The following is a 15,835-nucleotide window of genomic DNA, read 5'->3' as shown; positions in this document are numbered from 1 at the left end:
GCCCTGGTTTAAGCTATACTGTATATACGGTATAACTTAAGGAGGCGTTTAAGATGGAAATCAAGGAAAGAAAAATTAGAAAAAGTGGAAATTCAATCGTTTTGACTTTGTCAAAAGAAGTATTGGAAAAAATTGGTGTAAAAGAAAATGATTTTGTTTATGTAGATGAAGAAAAGTTAATTGAAGCCATCAGTAAAAAAGAGCCAAAATCTTCACACGACTTAAAAATAGACCAATTGATTAATGATTCATTTCATGACTATGAACAGATGTACAAGGAGTTGGCAAACCATTGATCAACTACCTGACAGAAAAAGATATCATAAAAATGAATGTCCACTTAATCAGCTGGCAAACACCAGGTGAAATGACCGGTGTAAGAGATGCAAGTGCATTAGCTATGGCTGTAAACCAGCCGCGTCAGGAAATATTTGGTCAAGAGTTGTACGAAACGATTGAAGAAAAAGCAGCCATCTTAGGAATCAATCTTATTAAGAAACACCCCTTTCAAAATGCAAATAAACGTACCGCTTTTATGGCGATGGATGTCTTTTTACGGTTAAATCAGGTCAAAGTATCCTTTAAACAAAACGAAGCCATTGATTTTGTTGTCAAGATAGCTACGCATGATTCAGAAGATTTTGATCAATTAAAAAGAAGTGTTGTCGACACAATTAATGATCATATGATGAACTAAAAATTTATAATTAAGTGTTTTATAAAAAAGAAAGAAGATTGATGAGGAAATCAGTCTTCTTTTTTTGCGTAACAGAGGTGAAAAATGAAAAAAATTGCGTATTTAATTATAGCTACTTCTTTTCTCATGTTATTTCAATTTCAATTATTCTAATAAACATGTGACTACGCATACTTTTCGCTACACACATATTTCTCTTTTAGCAGAAGCAGGCGTTCCGATCAAAGCGATCATGGAGCGAGTGGGTCATTCCAACATGAAAACAACTTTAGAGATTTATAACCAAGTAACCAATACAACCAAAGAAAAACTAGTCCAAGAAGTCGATTCTTGGATTTTTTAGTGGATTTGTTTGGAAAATACGGTTAGTATGCTTTTATAAGAGTGGTCGAAAACAGGTACGACTTTTCGACGTAAGGAGAATTTAGTTTAATGAATGAAACAACCAATTCCGCAGAACAAAAGGTTTCTGCGTATATCCATATCCCATTTTGTGAGCATATCTGTTATTACTGTGACTTTAATAAAGTATTTTTAGAAGGTCAACCCGTAGATGAATATGTCGAGATGCTTCTAAAAGAAATGGAAATCACACTTGAACAACATCCTGTAAAAGAATTAGAAACACTGTATGTTGGTGGTGGGACACCTACGTCTTTGACTGCAGTGCAATTGGATCGTTTGTTAGTAGGCGCTAGGGAAATATTGCCTTTTAAAGAAGGAAAAGAATTTACGGTTGAAGCGAATCCTGGAGATCTAACGAAAGAAAAGCTTCAGGTCATGAAAAATTATGGAGTGAATCGTTTATCAATGGGGGTGCAAACTTTTGATAATCGGTTGCTGAAAAAAATTGGGCGGAAACATACCGCAGAGGATGTTTACCAAACAATGCGTTTTTTAGAAGAAGAAAACTTTACGAATGTGAGTATTGATCTGATTTATGCGTTACCTGGACAAACGTTAGAGGGCTATCGAGAGACATTGAATCAAGCACTTGCACTTGATTTGCCCCATTATTCATTGTATTCATTGATTTTAGAAAATAAAACGATGTTTATGAATTGGGTGCGGCAAGGGCGTTTAGAACTGCCTGATCAAGAAACCGAAACGCGGATGTTTGAAGAAACCATACAAGCAATGGAAAAAAAGGGACGTCATCAATATGAGATCAGTAATTTTGGGTTGGATGGGCATGAATCAAAACACAATTTGATGTATTGGAACAATGATCATTATTTCGGCTTTGGCGCAGGTGCAAGTGGATATCTTGGGAATAAACGATACCGTAATAAGGGACCGATTCAACATTATTTACGTCCATTAAGAGTAGGAGAACTCCCTGTTTTGGAAACTGAAGTACTTTTAAGAGAAAATCAAATCGAGGAAGAAATGTTTCTTGGGTTAAGGAAAAAGATAGGAATTTCCAAACGACATTTTTACGAACGTTATCAGCAAACAATCGAATCGCTTTATTCAAAGGTTTTGACAGATTTAGAAAAAGAAGGATTATTGGTCAATGAATCCGATCGAATTTATTTAACGCCAAAAGGAACTTTTCTAGGAAATGAAGTATTTGAACGTTTCTTGCTTGAAAAATAGTTGTGAGAGGTCAATAAAACCTTTAAATTTCTTTATAGATCGATTAAATAATGGAAGGTATTAAGAAACCTATTTATCTTTCGTGTTGATCTATCAATGTATTTATCAGAGAACACCACTTTTAGCACTCGTTAAATGAGAGTGCTAAAAGTGGTGTTCTTTTTCTTGACACACTATGCGCTTCTTGCTATATTAGTAAGTGGGTTAGCACTTAGAAGATATGAGTGCTAATGAGAGGTGAAGAAGATGTTAACACAAAGACAAAGTGAGATTTTACGTCTGATCATCCAAAACTATACGAGTAGCGGTATACCCGTTGGCTCCAAAACCTTAATGGAAGATGGAGTCAAGGCAAGCTCAGCAACGATCCGTAATGACATGAAAGCCTTAGAAGACGCTGGGTTGTTACTTAAAACTCATTCTTCATCAGGAAGGATTCCTTCAGCATTAGGTTATCGGCATTATGTGGACCATTTGCTAAAACCTGCTCGTATAACCAATGATGATCTGCAGCAGATTCGGCTGTCTTTAAGCAAAGAATTTCATGAAATTAACGAGATTATTCAACAATCTGCTGAGATTTTATCCGAGCTGACTAGTTACACAACCTTCTCGTTAGGCCCAGAAATTAAAGACCGCCGTTTGACTGGTTTTCGTATCGTTCCTTTAAATAGTCGTCAAGTGATTGCGATTGTAGTAACCGATAAAGGAAATGTAGAAAGCCAAGTTTTTACACTTCCTGAAAATCTAGGAAGCCAAGATTTAGAAAAAATTGTTCGCATTGTCAATGAACGATTGGTGGGAGATCCATTGATGACTGTCTATCATAAATTGCGGACAGAGATTCCAATGATTTTGCATAGATATTTTCAGACAACTGAAGGGATATCAAATCTTTTTGATACGATACTCGGACATGCGTTTGAAGACAAAATTTATGTAAGTGGACAAATGAATCTACTAGATTATGAACTCCACCAAGATCTGGAGCAATTCAAATCGATGTTTTCGTTTATGACAGATACTTATGAATTAACCCAAATGATCGTCCCAACGGATAGTAACATCCACATCAAAATTGGATCTGAATTAGGAAATGAGCTTTTACAAAATATGAGCATGATCCAAGCAAGTTACGAGATTGCTGGACACGGTCGAGGTACAATAGCCTTGTTAGGACCAACCAGTATGCCTTATTCAAAAATGCTGGGTCTGGTAGATGTCTATCGTCAAGAATTAGCGAACAAGCTTGCTGATTATTATCGATCAATTGATTTGACTGGATCTTAGCATGAAAACGAATCACTGACTGATTAACGAAAAGGAGTGTGTCTTGTGAAAGAAAAAAAAGAAGAGTTAGAAAAAGACGTAGCGGATATTCAAGAAGATACGGAAATCGATACGGAAGCGACGGAAGACTCAGGTGTCTCTGACGTAGAAGCTGAAGAATTTGAGCGTTTAAATTTAAAGGCTGAAATGGAAGAGTTGGAAGATAAATATTTACGTGCTCGAGCTGAGATTGCAAATATTGCAAATCGAAGTAAAAATGAGCGTGAACAATTACAAAAATATCGTTCACAAGATCTTGCTAAAAAATTATTACCTTCAATTGATAACTTAGAGCGTGCTTTGGCTACAGATGTGGCTGATGATCAGGGTGCAAGTTTGAAAAAAGGTGTCGAAATGGTACTAGAAAGCTTGAAACAAGCACTTAAAGAAGAAGGAATCGAAAAAATCCCAGCAAAAGGAGAGGCTTTTGATCCGAACCTCCATCAAGCTGTACAAACCGTGTCAGCGACTGAGGAACTTCCAGCTGACACAATCGTCGAAGTACTACAAGAAGGTTACAAATTACATGACCGCGTATTAAGACCAACAATGGTTATTGTTGCGCAATAATGTCATGATATAAAATTAACTAAGATAAGGAGACGTTAATTATGAGTAAAATTATCGGTATTGACTTAGGTACAACCAATTCAGCAGTAGCTGTTTTAGAAGGAAACGAAGCAAAAATTATTGCAAATCCAGAAGGTAACCGTACAACTCCTTCTGTTGTCTCATTTAAAAATGGGGAAATTCAAGTGGGTGAAGTTGCTAAACGTCAAGCAGTAACGAATCCAAATACGATTTCATCGATCAAACGCCATATCGGTGAACCAGGCTATAAAGTAGAAGTAGAAGGAAAATCATATACACCACAAGAAATCTCTGCAATGATCCTTCAATATATCAAAGGATTCGCTGAAGACTATCTAGGTGAAAAAGTTGAAAAAGCAGTTATTACTGTGCCTGCTTACTTCAATGATGCACAACGTCAAGCAACAAAAGATGCTGGTAAAATTGCTGGCTTAGAAGTTGAACGTATTGTAAATGAACCAACTGCTGCAGCGCTTGCTTATGGCTTGGATAAAACAGATCGTGATGAAAAAATCCTAGTATTTGACCTTGGTGGTGGTACGTTCGACGTATCTATCCTTGAATTAGGTGATGGCGTATTTGACGTACTATCAACAGCTGGAGATAACCATCTAGGTGGGGATGACTTCGATAACAAAATCATTGATCACATGGTAGCTGAGTTCAAAAAAGAAAACGGCATTGATTTATCACAAGATAAAATGGCATTGCAACGTTTGAAAGATGCTGCAGAAAAAGCGAAAAAAGATTTATCTGGTGTATCAAGCACACAAATCAGCTTACCGTTCATCACAGCTGGAGAAGCAGGTCCTCTTCACTTAGAAATGACATTGACTCGTGCGAAATTTGATGAATTAACCGCTGATTTAGTAGAGCGTACAAAAATTCCAGTACGACAAGCCTTGAAAGATGCTGGTTTATCACAATCTGAAATTGATGAAGTTATCTTAGTTGGTGGTTCAACACGTATTCCTGCAGTTGTTGAAGCAGTAAGAAAAGAAACTGGAAAAGAACCAAACAAATCTGTTAACCCAGATGAAGTAGTAGCGATGGGTGCTGCTATCCAAGGTGGGGTTATCACAGGTGATGTCAAAGACGTTGTGTTACTTGATGTTACTCCGTTATCATTAGGTATTGAAACAATGGGTGGCGTCTTTACTAAATTAATTGATCGAAACACAACGATCCCTACAAGTAAATCACAAGTGTTCTCAACGGCTGCAGATAATCAACCTGCTGTAGATATCCATGTCTTGCAAGGTGAACGTCCAATGGCTGCTGACAACAAAACATTAGGAAGATTCCAATTAACAGATATTCCTGCAGCACCACGTGGTGTGCCACAAATCGAAGTTACTTTTGACATTGATAAAAATGGTATCGTGAATGTTTCTGCTAAAGACCTAGGTACACAAAAAGAACAAAAAATCACGATTAAATCTTCTTCAGGTTTAACTGATGATGAAATCGAACGCATGGTAAAAGATGCAGAAGCGAATGCAGAAGCAGATAAAGCACGTAAAGAAGAAGTAGACTTACGTAACGATATTGATGCTTTATTATTCTCAGTTGACAAAACACTCAAAGAATTAGAAGGTAAAGTTGACGCAGAAGAAGTGAAAAAAGCGGAAGAAGCTCGCGATGAATTGAAAGCTGCTGTTGAAGCAAACAATATCGAAGAAATGAAAACAAAACGTGATGCTTTGAATGAAATCGTGCAAAACTTGACAGTTAAATTGTATGAACAAGCTGCGCAACAACAAGCACAAGAAAATCCAGAAGCAGCGCAAACAGGTGCAGATGATGTAGTAGACGCTGACTTTGAAGAAGTCGACGGAGACAACAAAAAATAATCTCATTAAATAATCGTTAGCTGTTTAGTAGAAATGACAAGTTTCAGTAGAGAAGGTTTTCCCCTTCTCTAGCTGGGACTGTTATCATACAATACAACCTTTTGAATACGTTGTTAAACAATATTAAGCAGGATCTAAAAAACGAGTGAATCGAAGTTTATACAACAATTTGCTTTACCATTCGTTTTTAGTGCCAATGCTTGAAAGAAGGTTTAGCAAAAGAGATCAGCTCTAAGAAATAATCCGAAGAATGCGAAAATAGATTCTCATATTTTCGAGATTCTTCGGATTATTTTCCGATAGTGCTACATTTAGCGTGGCCTAAAAGGTTATTGGGCGTTCTTTTTCAAGAATGATGCGCAAAATAGAGACCTTATTGTTTGGAGATTTGATGTGCATGATTATGCCTGTTGAATAACAGAAGTCATAAGAACAATGGGAGAATTTCTTGGACAATAGCTGTTGCTTTGAGGTAGTTCGATCTGGTCATAAGATAAGATTTGAGGAATATTCTTCCTTCAATTTGGAAAACTTGACTTAGGTATGATCCTTAAACTAGCTTCCTTTTTTAAATACTTGAAAGTAGCAGTTTTTGTTTTCGTAAAAGTATGATATGATAACAAGCGACGTGGAAATGATGAGAACCAATAGGAGGAAAGCCTATGGCAACAAAACGTGATTATTACGAAGTCTTAGGGCTCTCAAAAGGAGCTTCTGAAGATGAAATTAAAAAAGCTTATCGAAAGCTATCAAAAAAATATCATCCAGATATCAATAAAGAAGCTGATGCAGAAGAAAAATTCAAAGAAGTATCAGAAGCTTATGAAATTTTAAGTGACCCGCAAAAACGGGCAGCTTATGATCAATATGGACACGCAGGTACCGATCCAAACTATGGCGCTGGTGGAGCCGGTGGCGGCTTTGGTGGTTTTGGCGGCTTTTCAGGTGGCGGTTTTGGTGGCTTCGAAGATATCTTTGATTCATTCTTTGGCGGTGGCGGTCGTACGGTAGACCCTAATGCGCCAAGACAGGGTGCGGATTTACAGTACACGATCGATCTTTCTTTTGAAGAAGCGATTTTTGGCGTAGAAAAAGAAATCAAGTATAACCGAGAAGAAATTTGTCATACTTGCCATGGAAATGGTGCGAAACCTGGAACACAACCAACAACTTGTCATAAGTGTCATGGATCAGGGACAATCAATGTGGAACGTCAAACGCCACTTGGCCGTGTGATGAGTCGTCAAACTTGTGACGTTTGTCATGGTACTGGTAAAGAAATCAAAGATCCTTGTCCAACTTGTCATGGTTCTGGTCACGAAAAGAAAGCACATTCTGTTAAGGTGAATGTACCAGCAGGTGTAGAAGAAGGACAACAAATGCGTCTGGCAGGTCAAGGTGAAGCTGGGGAAAACGGCGGACCATTTGGTGATCTATATGTTGTATTCCGTGTGGAAGAAAGTGATATTTTCGATCGTGATGGTTCAGAGATCTATTACGAATTGCCATTGAGTTTTGTACAAGCTGCTTTAGGTGATGAAGTAAAAGTGCCAACCGTTCATGGAGATGTCAAACTTAAAATTCCGGCAGGTACGCAAACAGGAACGAATTTCCGTTTACGTGGCAAAGGAGCGCCTAAACTTCGTGGAGGAGCTACTGGGGATCAACATGTGAAAGTGAAGTTGATCACGCCGAAGAACTTAAATGAACAGCAACGTGAAGCATTGCGTGCTTTTGCTGAAGCTGGCGGCATCAAAGTAGAAGAACAACAAGAAGATGGCTTCTTTGATAAAGTGAAAGATGCCTTTGGCGGTAAGAAAAGAAAATAAAAGAAAAGCAAATCAATAAATTCAGCTAGCATCTCTGGCAGTTAGACCAACATCTAATTGCTGGAGAATCGCCCGCCCTCTTATTGATTTGCTTTTTTTTATTTAGACAGGAGAAAGTGGCATACAAATAATTAAAGCAGGGACGAAAGAAGAGGACAAAAAGGAATCAAGTGTTTTTTTGTCAATTTTATAAATGCCTTTAAAATAAAGACCGTTGCAAGGGATAGGCATCCTTTTGCAACGGTCTTTAACAATTTCATCATCTTAAGGTTAAATATCTAGTACTTTATCTAGGAAATCTTTTGTTCGTTCATTTTGTGGATTTTCAAAGATTTGTTGTGGTGTGCCATCTTCTAGGAAATTCCCTCCATCAATAAACATGACACGATTGGCAACTTCTTTAGCAAAGCCCATTTCGTGTGTAACGATAACCATCGTCATCCCTTGCTTAGCTAATTTTTTCATGACGTTCAAGACATCTCCGACCATTTCCGGGTCTAGTGCAGAAGTTGGTTCGTCGAAGAGCATGATATCAGGATTCATCGCTAGAGCACGAGCGATAGCGACCCGTTGTTTTTGTCCACCAGAAAGCATTTCTGGATACATGTCTTTTTTATCTTCAAGGCCGACGGTTTGTAGCAATTTGATTGCTTTCTTTTCAGCGGCTTCTTTTGATTCTTTTTTCAAATCCATTGGTGCTAATGTAATGTTTTCTAGCACTGAAAGATGTGGGAATAGATTAAAATGTTGGAATACCATTCCGATGTGTTGTCTTACCAAATTGATATCGGTGTTTTTGTCCATTAAGTGGGCTCCATCAATGATGATTTCGCCGTCTGAAGGCTCTTCTAGACGGTTTAAGCAACGTAGGAAGGTACTTTTTCCTGAACCGGAAGGACCGATGATACAAACAACGTCACCTTCGTTGATTGAAACATTGATATCATTTAAAACGGTATTTTCACCGTATTTTTTTACAAGATGTTCAACTAGAATTTTTTCAGCCATCTTATTTCACCTTCTTTTCTAAAACTTTTGCTAATTTTGTCAGAATAGTAATGAGGATCAAATACATGATAGCAATAATTAGATAGACGTACGTACTTTGTGTCGTACGTGCAACGATAATTTTACCAGTTTGCAGTAACTCTACCACACCGATCGCTGAGATGATTGTTGTATCTTTCAATGAAATAACGAATTGGTTCACGAAAGATGGCAACATGATCTTGATTGCTTGTGGTAAGATGATTTTTTGCATGGTTCGATTATATGAAAGTCCTAAACTGCGAGAAGCTTCCATTTGACCAACTGGCACAGCTTTGATCCCACCACGAACGATTTCTGCGATATAAGCGCTGGCGTTCAAAGTTAGTGTGATAATCCCGGCAATGAAGTCGGGAATAGTAAATCCGACGATACCTGGTAATCCAAAGAAGATGAAGAATGCAAGAACCATCATTGGAATACCGCGGATAACATCGACATAAATACTTGCAATTGTTCGTAGGGCTCTGATTGGCGCTACGCTGAATAAACCAAAGATAACACCAACAACTAATGCCAAGGCGAATGAAATTAAAGTTAATAAGATCGTTTGCCATAAACCTTTTAGTAAAACTTTGTAGTTGTTTTGTAATAGACCAGTTAGTGTAGATTCATCTTTGCTGGCTTTAGTAGGCGTATTATCTGTTGAGATATATTTGTTGATGATTTTATCGTATTCGCCAGTTCGTTTTAATTCTTTTAGACCTTCGTTGAACATTTGTAATAGTTCAGGATTTTGGCCTTTTTTCACAGCAAAAGCGTATTTACCACCAGATTCTTTAGCAATCGGTGTTTCTAATTGTTGATTGTTTTTAATTGCATAGCCGATAACAGGGTAGTCGTCCATCATGGCGTCAATTGCGCCAACTCTCAATCCGTCATATAACTGATCTGCAGAATCGAAGTACTTGATGGTATAGCCGTACTGGTCTTCGTGGGCATTTAAAAAATCAGCACTTTCAGTTCCAACTTTGGCACCTACTGTTTTTCCTTTTAGGTCTTCATAGGACTTGATTGAATTGTCTCCTTTTTTGACAGCGATTTGAATCCCGCTTTCAAAATAAGGATCTGAGAAATCATAGCTTTTTTTTCGTTCATCGGTCACAGTCATTCCTGCGATCATTCCATCTGCTTGACCAGATTCTAACGCTTGTAGCGCAGCAGAGAAACCACGATAATCCATACGTAGGTTAAATCCTTGCAGTTTGGAGATTGCCTCCATTAATCCAACATCAATTCCCTCGTATTTGCCTTCAGCGTTTTGAAACTCGAAAGGTGCAAAAGCTGAATCGCTGGCAATGACATACGTCTCTTTCTTAGGTTCTATTTTTTGCATCGTCTCGCTCGTACTTGAGTCAGCAGTAGTTTTATCGTCAGCTTGTACAGGATTGCTAAGCGCAAATGTGACAAGTCCTGTCATTATGAAAATAATCGTATGAAGCAAATGCTTTTTTTTCATAATTAACCTCCTAAAATTTCAATAACTTTTCATATTTTCCTATTATATGCGAAAACTAATAATAGATACAAGCTGAGTTGCTGAAAAAAATAAAAAAAATGTCATTTTGTAACAATCTATGTTATAAAATGTAACATAATAAATGTAGAGAGGAATCTGACGTAAGATAAATAATTACTTAAGGGACATTATTGATATATAATTTTGCTGCCTAATTTACTACATAATACATGTATGAATTTATATAATATAGTAGAAAAGAAAAAACTCAAAAGTAGCGAAAGTATGTTCGGTGTGGTATAATAAATCAACAAGGAATGCCTTTGCTTTCCTTTTCTTTTTTGTGGTCGTAAAATGAAGAGGAAAGAATGAAAAGGAGGATGAAATATGATAGAAAGAGATACCTCCCGACACTTTGAGTTGGTGTCAAAATATCAACCAGCAGGAGATCAACCCGAAGCCATTACACAGTTAGTTGATGGGGTAGTTGGTGGAAAGAAAGCTCAGATACTTTTAGGAGCAACTGGTACAGGGAAGACGTACACCGTTTCGAATTTGATTGAAAAAGTGAATAAGCCAACATTGATTATTGCCCACAATAAAACATTAGCTGGACAATTATATGGGGAGTTCAAAGAATTTTTCCCCAATAATGCAGTTGAATATTTTGTATCTTATTACGATTATTATCAACCTGAAGCTTATGTCCCTTCAAGTGATACTTACATTGAAAAGGATTCTAGTGTCAATGATGAAATTGATAAATTACGACATTCGGCAACCAGTTCGTTATTAGAACGAAATGACGTGATCGTGATTGCTTCTGTTTCTTGCATCTTTGGTTTGGGTTCACCTTTTGAGTATCAAAAACAAGTCGTTTCAATTAGACAAGGAGCTGAGCTTGATCGTAATCAATTGATTCGTGATTTAGTTAGTATCCAATTTGAGCGCAACGATATTGATTTTCAACGTGGTCGTTTTCGAGTACGTGGGGACGTTGTGGAGATTTTCCCAGCCAGTCGGGATGAACGTGCGTTGCGTGTTGAATTTTTTGGGGATGAGGTCGAAAGGATTCGTGAAGTCAATGCGTTGACTGGTGAGGTCTTGGGAGAAACTGAGCATGTGGCGATATTTCCAGCGACTCACTTTGTTACAAATGATGAACACATGGAACATGCGGTTGCAAATATCAAAGCGGAACTGGAACAACGTTTGACAGTTTTGCGGAATGAGAATAAATTGTTAGAGGCTCAACGGCTAGAACAACGAACGAACTATGATATTGAAATGATGTTAGAGATGGGTTATACATCTGGAATCGAAAATTATTCGCGACACATGGATGGTCGAAAAGAAGGTGAGCCACCATACACATTACTTGATTTCTTTCCCGAAGATTCATTAATGATTATTGATGAATCGCATGTGACAATGCCGCAAATTCGGGGAATGTACAATGGTGACCGCGCAAGAAAACAGATGTTAGTCGATTATGGTTTTCGTTTACCATCGGCATTAGACAATCGTCCGTTACGATTAGAAGAGTTTGAAAAGCACGTGAATCAAATCGTTTATGTATCTGCTACGCCTGGTCCATATGAGTATGAACAAACGGATACAGTGATTCAACAGATCATCCGACCAACTGGGCTACTAGATCCAATCATCGAAGTGCGGCCGATCATGGGGCAAATTGATGATCTGGTAGGAGAAATCAATGAACGAGTTGAAAAAGATCAGCGCGTGTTTGTAACTACATTGACAAAGAAAATGTCTGAAGATTTGACTGATTATTTTAAAGAATTAGGAATCAAAGTCAAATATCTGCATAGTGATATCAAAACATTAGAGCGTACCGAAATCATTCGTGATCTTCGTTTAGGTGAATTCGATGTACTTGTAGGAATCAACTTGTTACGTGAAGGACTTGATGTACCGGAAGTTTCGCTAGTAGCGATTTTGGATGCAGATAAAGAAGGCTTTTTACGGAGCGAACGTTCTTTAGTACAGACGATTGGACGTGCAGCACGGAATGCAGAAGGAAAAGTGATTATGTATGCGGACAAAGTGACTGATTCGATGCGCAAGGCTATCGATGAAACTGCTAGACGACGTAGTATCCAAGAACAATATAATCAAGAGCATGGTATCGTGCCGAAAACGATCATCAAAGAGATCCGTGATTTGATTTCCATCACGAAAGAATCCGAAGATGATGCAAAAGAAACGGTTCAAGTATCCTATGAAGAAATGACAAGAGAAGAAAAAGCTACATTATTAATGAAATTAGAAAAAGAAATGAAAGATGCTGCTAAAGCATTAGATTTCGAGACAGCCGCAAATGTACGGGATATGATTCTTGAACTAAAGGCGTCAGAGTAGGGGGATTATATGGCAAATGATAAAATAATTATCCATGGTGCAAGAGCCCACAATTTAAAAAACATCAATGTGACAATTCCGCGAGATAAATTTGTGGTGGTCACTGGATTATCTGGTTCTGGGAAAAGTTCGTTAGCATTCGATACATTATATGCAGAAGGACAAAGAAGATATGTCGAAAGTCTTTCTGCTTATGCACGCCAATTTTTAGGGCAAATGGATAAACCGGATGTTGATAGTATTGATGGGCTAAGTCCAGCAATTTCAATTGATCAAAAAACAACTAGTAAAAACCCTCGTTCAACGGTAGGAACTGTCACAGAAATCAATGATTATCTCCGATTGCTGTTTGCACGTGTAGGGCATCCTATCTGTCCGAATGATCACATTGAGATCACCAGCCAATCTATTGATCAAATGGCTGATAAAGTTTTAGAATTACCTGAACGAACTAAAATTCAAGTTCTTGCGCCGATCATTGTCAAGAAAAAAGGCCAACATAAAAAAGTTTTTGAACGTATTCAAAAAGAAGGATACGTACGTGTTCGAGTGGATGGAGAAATCTATGACTTAAGTGAAGTACCAGAATTAGAAAAAAATAAAAAGCATGATATCGCAATTGTCATAGACCGTGTCATCATAAAAGAAGGAATCCGTTCACGTTTGTTTGATTCAATCGAAGCTGCCTTGCGTTTAGCAGAAGGCTATGTTTTGATTGATGTCATCGGAGAAGAGGAAATGCTGTTTAGCGAGCATTACGCTTGTCCTTATTGTGGCTTTACTGTTGGTGAATTGGAACCAAGACTGTTTTCTTTCAATGCGCCATTTGGTGCTTGTCCTGATTGTGATGGTCTTGGTGTCAAATTAGAAGTGGACCAAGATTTAGTGATACCTGATCGTACGAAGACGTTGAGTCAAGGAGCGATCGTCCCTTGGAATCCAATCAGTTCACAATACTATCCACAGATGCTGGCTCAAGCCTGTGAAAGTTATGGGATTGATATGGAGACGCCTTTTGAAGAGTTGCCACTTGAACATCAAGAAATCGTGCTCAATGGGACAGACGAGCTGTTCCATTTCCACTATGAGAATGATTTCGGTGGTGTTCGTGATGTTGAAACAACTTTTGAAGGGGTATTGAAAAACATTAAGCGTCGGTACCATGATACAAACAGTGATTTCACAAGAGAGCAAATGAGACAATATATGACTGAATTGACTTGTCAAACTTGTCATGGGTATCGTTTGAATCCTCAAGCTTTATCCGTTCAAATCAATGGGACGAATATTGGACAAACGAACGAGTTGTCTATCCAAAAAGCGGTCAACTTCTTTTCAAATTTGACCCTTTCAGACCAAGAAAAAGTAATAGCTAAACCGATTTTAAAAGAAGTGAATGATCGACTTTCATTTTTAGAAAATGTTGGTCTCGATTATTTAACGCTGAGTCGTGCATCAGGAACTCTTTCAGGAGGAGAAGCACAGCGGATCCGTTTGGCCACTCAAATTGGCTCGAATCTCTCAGGAGTTCTTTATATTTTAGATGAGCCTTCTATCGGACTCCATCAAAGAGATAACGACCGTTTGATCGGTTCATTGAAGAAAATGCGTGATCTAGGGAACACCCTGGTTGTGGTCGAGCATGATGAAGATACGATGCGTGCGGCAGATTATTTGATTGATGTAGGCCCTGGTGCCGGACATCAAGGAGGAGAAATCGTTTCAGCTGGCACGCCTGCGGAAGTGGCTGCTGATGAAGACTCTTTGACTGGACAATATCTATCCGGTAAAAAGAGTATCCCAGTTCCAACTGAACGCCGAAAAGGGAATGGAAAAGCCATCAAAATCACTGGGGCAACGGAAAATAATTTGAAAAATATTTCAGTGGAATTTCCTTTAGGAGAATTTGTTGCGGTAACTGGTGTGTCTGGTTCAGGTAAGAGTACATTGGTCAATAGTATCCTAAAACGAGCTCTTGCACAAAAAATCAACCGTAATTCAGCAAAACCTGGTAAATTCAAATCAATTTCCGGTTATGAAAGTATTGAAAAAATCATTGATATCGATCAAAGTCCGATTGGGCGCACACCACGAAGCAATCCTGCGACATATACTAGTGTATTTGATGATATCAGAGATTTATTTGCACAAACAAATGAAGCTAAAATGCGTGGGTATAAAAAAGGCCGTTTTAGTTTCAACGTTAAAGGTGGACGTTGTGAAGCCTGCCGAGGCGATGGAATTATTAAGATTGAAATGCACTTTCTACCTGACGTTTACGTTCCTTGTGAAGTTTGTCATGGGAAGCGATATAATTCTGAAACGCTAGAAGTTCATTATAAAGGAAAAAGTATTGCAGATATTTTAGAAATGACGGTTGAAGATGCCGTTGAATTTTTCCAACCAATCCCTAAGATTCATCGAAAACTTCAAACCATTGTCGATGTTGGTCTAGGCTACGTTACGATGGGGCAACCAGCTACAACATTATCTGGTGGGGAAGCACAGCGGATGAAACTCGCTAGTGAATTACACAAAATAGCGAATGGTAAGAACTTTTATATTTTGGATGAACCAACGACTGGTTTGCATACAGATGATATTGCCCGGCTACTTGATGTCTTGCAACGTTTAGTAGATGCAGGGAATACGGTATTAGTGATTGAGCATAACCTTGATGTTATTAAAACCGCTGATCATATTATTGATCTTGGACCAGAAGGCGGGGAAGGTGGCGGTACGATTTTAGCCACTGGTACACCTGAAGAAATCATTGAGGTGAAAGAGAGTTATACTGGTCGATACTTAAAAAAAATCATGAATGGTGAAAACCAACTGGATAGTTAAAAAAAAATTAAAATCAAGTATCTATTCTTGTTTTATTGACTAGTATAGACTAAAATACGAAACATGGTAGTTCTTTCTACACTAATTGGTATAGATAAAAACTTCCTATAAGTTCAATCCGTTCAAAAAAGAATTGAGCAATCGGAGGAGATTCCTTTGATTGCTTTTTTCTTTATGGTATGATATTCCTTGTGTAGTTGAA

11 protein-coding genes and 1 pseudogene are annotated in these 15,835 nt (G+C 38.0%); 10 read left to right on the top strand and 2 right to left on the bottom strand.

What is annotated here, in order from left to right; translation table 11 throughout:
* Positions 1-53 precede the first annotated feature (53 nt).
* The 8 genes and pseudogenes from IGL28_RS07715 (at position 54) to dnaJ (ending at position 7,898) form a co-directional block, all read left to right on the top strand.
* Positions 54-296, top strand: a complete 243-nt coding sequence (locus tag IGL28_RS07715; protein ID WP_010718931.1) for a hypothetical protein — start codon at positions 54-56, stop codon at positions 294-296.
* Positions 296-697, top strand: a complete 402-nt coding sequence (locus tag IGL28_RS07710) for a type II toxin-antitoxin system death-on-curing family toxin (protein WP_053766865.1) — start codon at positions 296-298, stop codon at positions 695-697. Before IGL28_RS07715 ends, IGL28_RS07710 begins: the two co-directional genes overlap by 1 nt.
* Before the next feature lie 154 nt (positions 698-851).
* Positions 852-1,040, top strand: a pseudogene (locus IGL28_RS07705) (tyrosine-type recombinase/integrase); the annotation flags it as partial.
* Positions 1,041-1,129: 89 nt separating this feature from the next.
* Positions 1,130-2,296: a radical SAM family heme chaperone HemW gene (gene hemW / locus IGL28_RS07700; protein WP_438843940.1), complete on the top strand. Its 1,167-nt coding sequence runs from the start codon at positions 1,130-1,132 to the stop codon at positions 2,294-2,296.
* A 246-nt stretch (positions 2,297-2,542) separates the two neighbouring features.
* The gene (gene hrcA, locus IGL28_RS07695; RefSeq protein WP_081127452.1) at positions 2,543-3,586 is read left to right on the top strand and encodes a heat-inducible transcriptional repressor HrcA; all 1,044 of its coding nucleotides are present in this window, start codon (positions 2,543-2,545) and stop codon (positions 3,584-3,586) included.
* 45 nt (positions 3,587-3,631) lie between these two features.
* Complete coding sequence (gene grpE, locus IGL28_RS07690) at positions 3,632-4,195, top strand: nucleotide exchange factor GrpE (protein ID WP_081127453.1); 564 nt, start codon at positions 3,632-3,634, stop codon at positions 4,193-4,195.
* 41 nt (positions 4,196-4,236) lie between these two features.
* A complete protein-coding gene (dnaK, locus tag IGL28_RS07685) occupies positions 4,237-6,069 on the top strand; it encodes a molecular chaperone DnaK (RefSeq protein WP_081127455.1) in 1,833 nt (610 codons plus the stop codon).
* 662 nt (positions 6,070-6,731) lie between these two features.
* Complete coding sequence (dnaJ, locus tag IGL28_RS07680) at positions 6,732-7,898, top strand: molecular chaperone DnaJ (RefSeq protein ID WP_010718942.1); 1,167 nt, start codon at positions 6,732-6,734, stop codon at positions 7,896-7,898.
* A gap of 270 nt (positions 7,899-8,168) precedes the next feature.
* On the opposite strand, the gene IGL28_RS07675 is transcribed toward dnaJ, so the two are convergent.
* Positions 8,169-8,906, bottom strand: a complete 738-nt coding sequence (locus IGL28_RS07675; RefSeq protein WP_010718943.1) for an amino acid ABC transporter ATP-binding protein — start codon at positions 8,904-8,906, stop codon at positions 8,169-8,171.
* 1 nt (position 8,907) lies between these two features.
* Positions 8,908-10,404 carry an amino acid ABC transporter substrate-binding protein/permease gene (locus IGL28_RS07670; protein ID WP_010737741.1) on the bottom strand — a complete coding sequence of 499 codons (1,497 nt, stop codon included), beginning with the start codon at positions 10,402-10,404 and terminating at the stop codon, positions 8,908-8,910.
* Positions 10,405-10,791: 387 nt separating this feature from the next.
* Between IGL28_RS07670 and uvrB the strand changes: the two genes are divergently transcribed.
* Both uvrB and uvrA read left to right on the top strand, forming a co-directional pair.
* A complete protein-coding gene (uvrB, locus tag IGL28_RS07665; protein WP_034698271.1) occupies positions 10,792-12,786 on the top strand; it encodes an excinuclease ABC subunit UvrB in 1,995 nt (664 codons plus the stop codon).
* A 9-nt stretch (positions 12,787-12,795) separates the two neighbouring features.
* Complete coding sequence (uvrA, locus tag IGL28_RS07660; protein ID WP_081127457.1) at positions 12,796-15,633, top strand: excinuclease ABC subunit UvrA; 2,838 nt, start codon at positions 12,796-12,798, stop codon at positions 15,631-15,633.
* Positions 15,634-15,835: the final 202 nt, after the last annotated feature.

Origin of the sequence: Enterococcus sp. AZ077, from assembly GCF_051714965.1 — a bacterium.
Classification (GTDB): Bacteria; Bacillota; Bacilli; order Lactobacillales; family Enterococcaceae; genus Enterococcus_B; species Enterococcus_B hirae.
The sequence above is the reverse complement of the archived record's forward strand: the minus strand, read 5'-3'. Positions and strand labels throughout refer to the sequence as shown.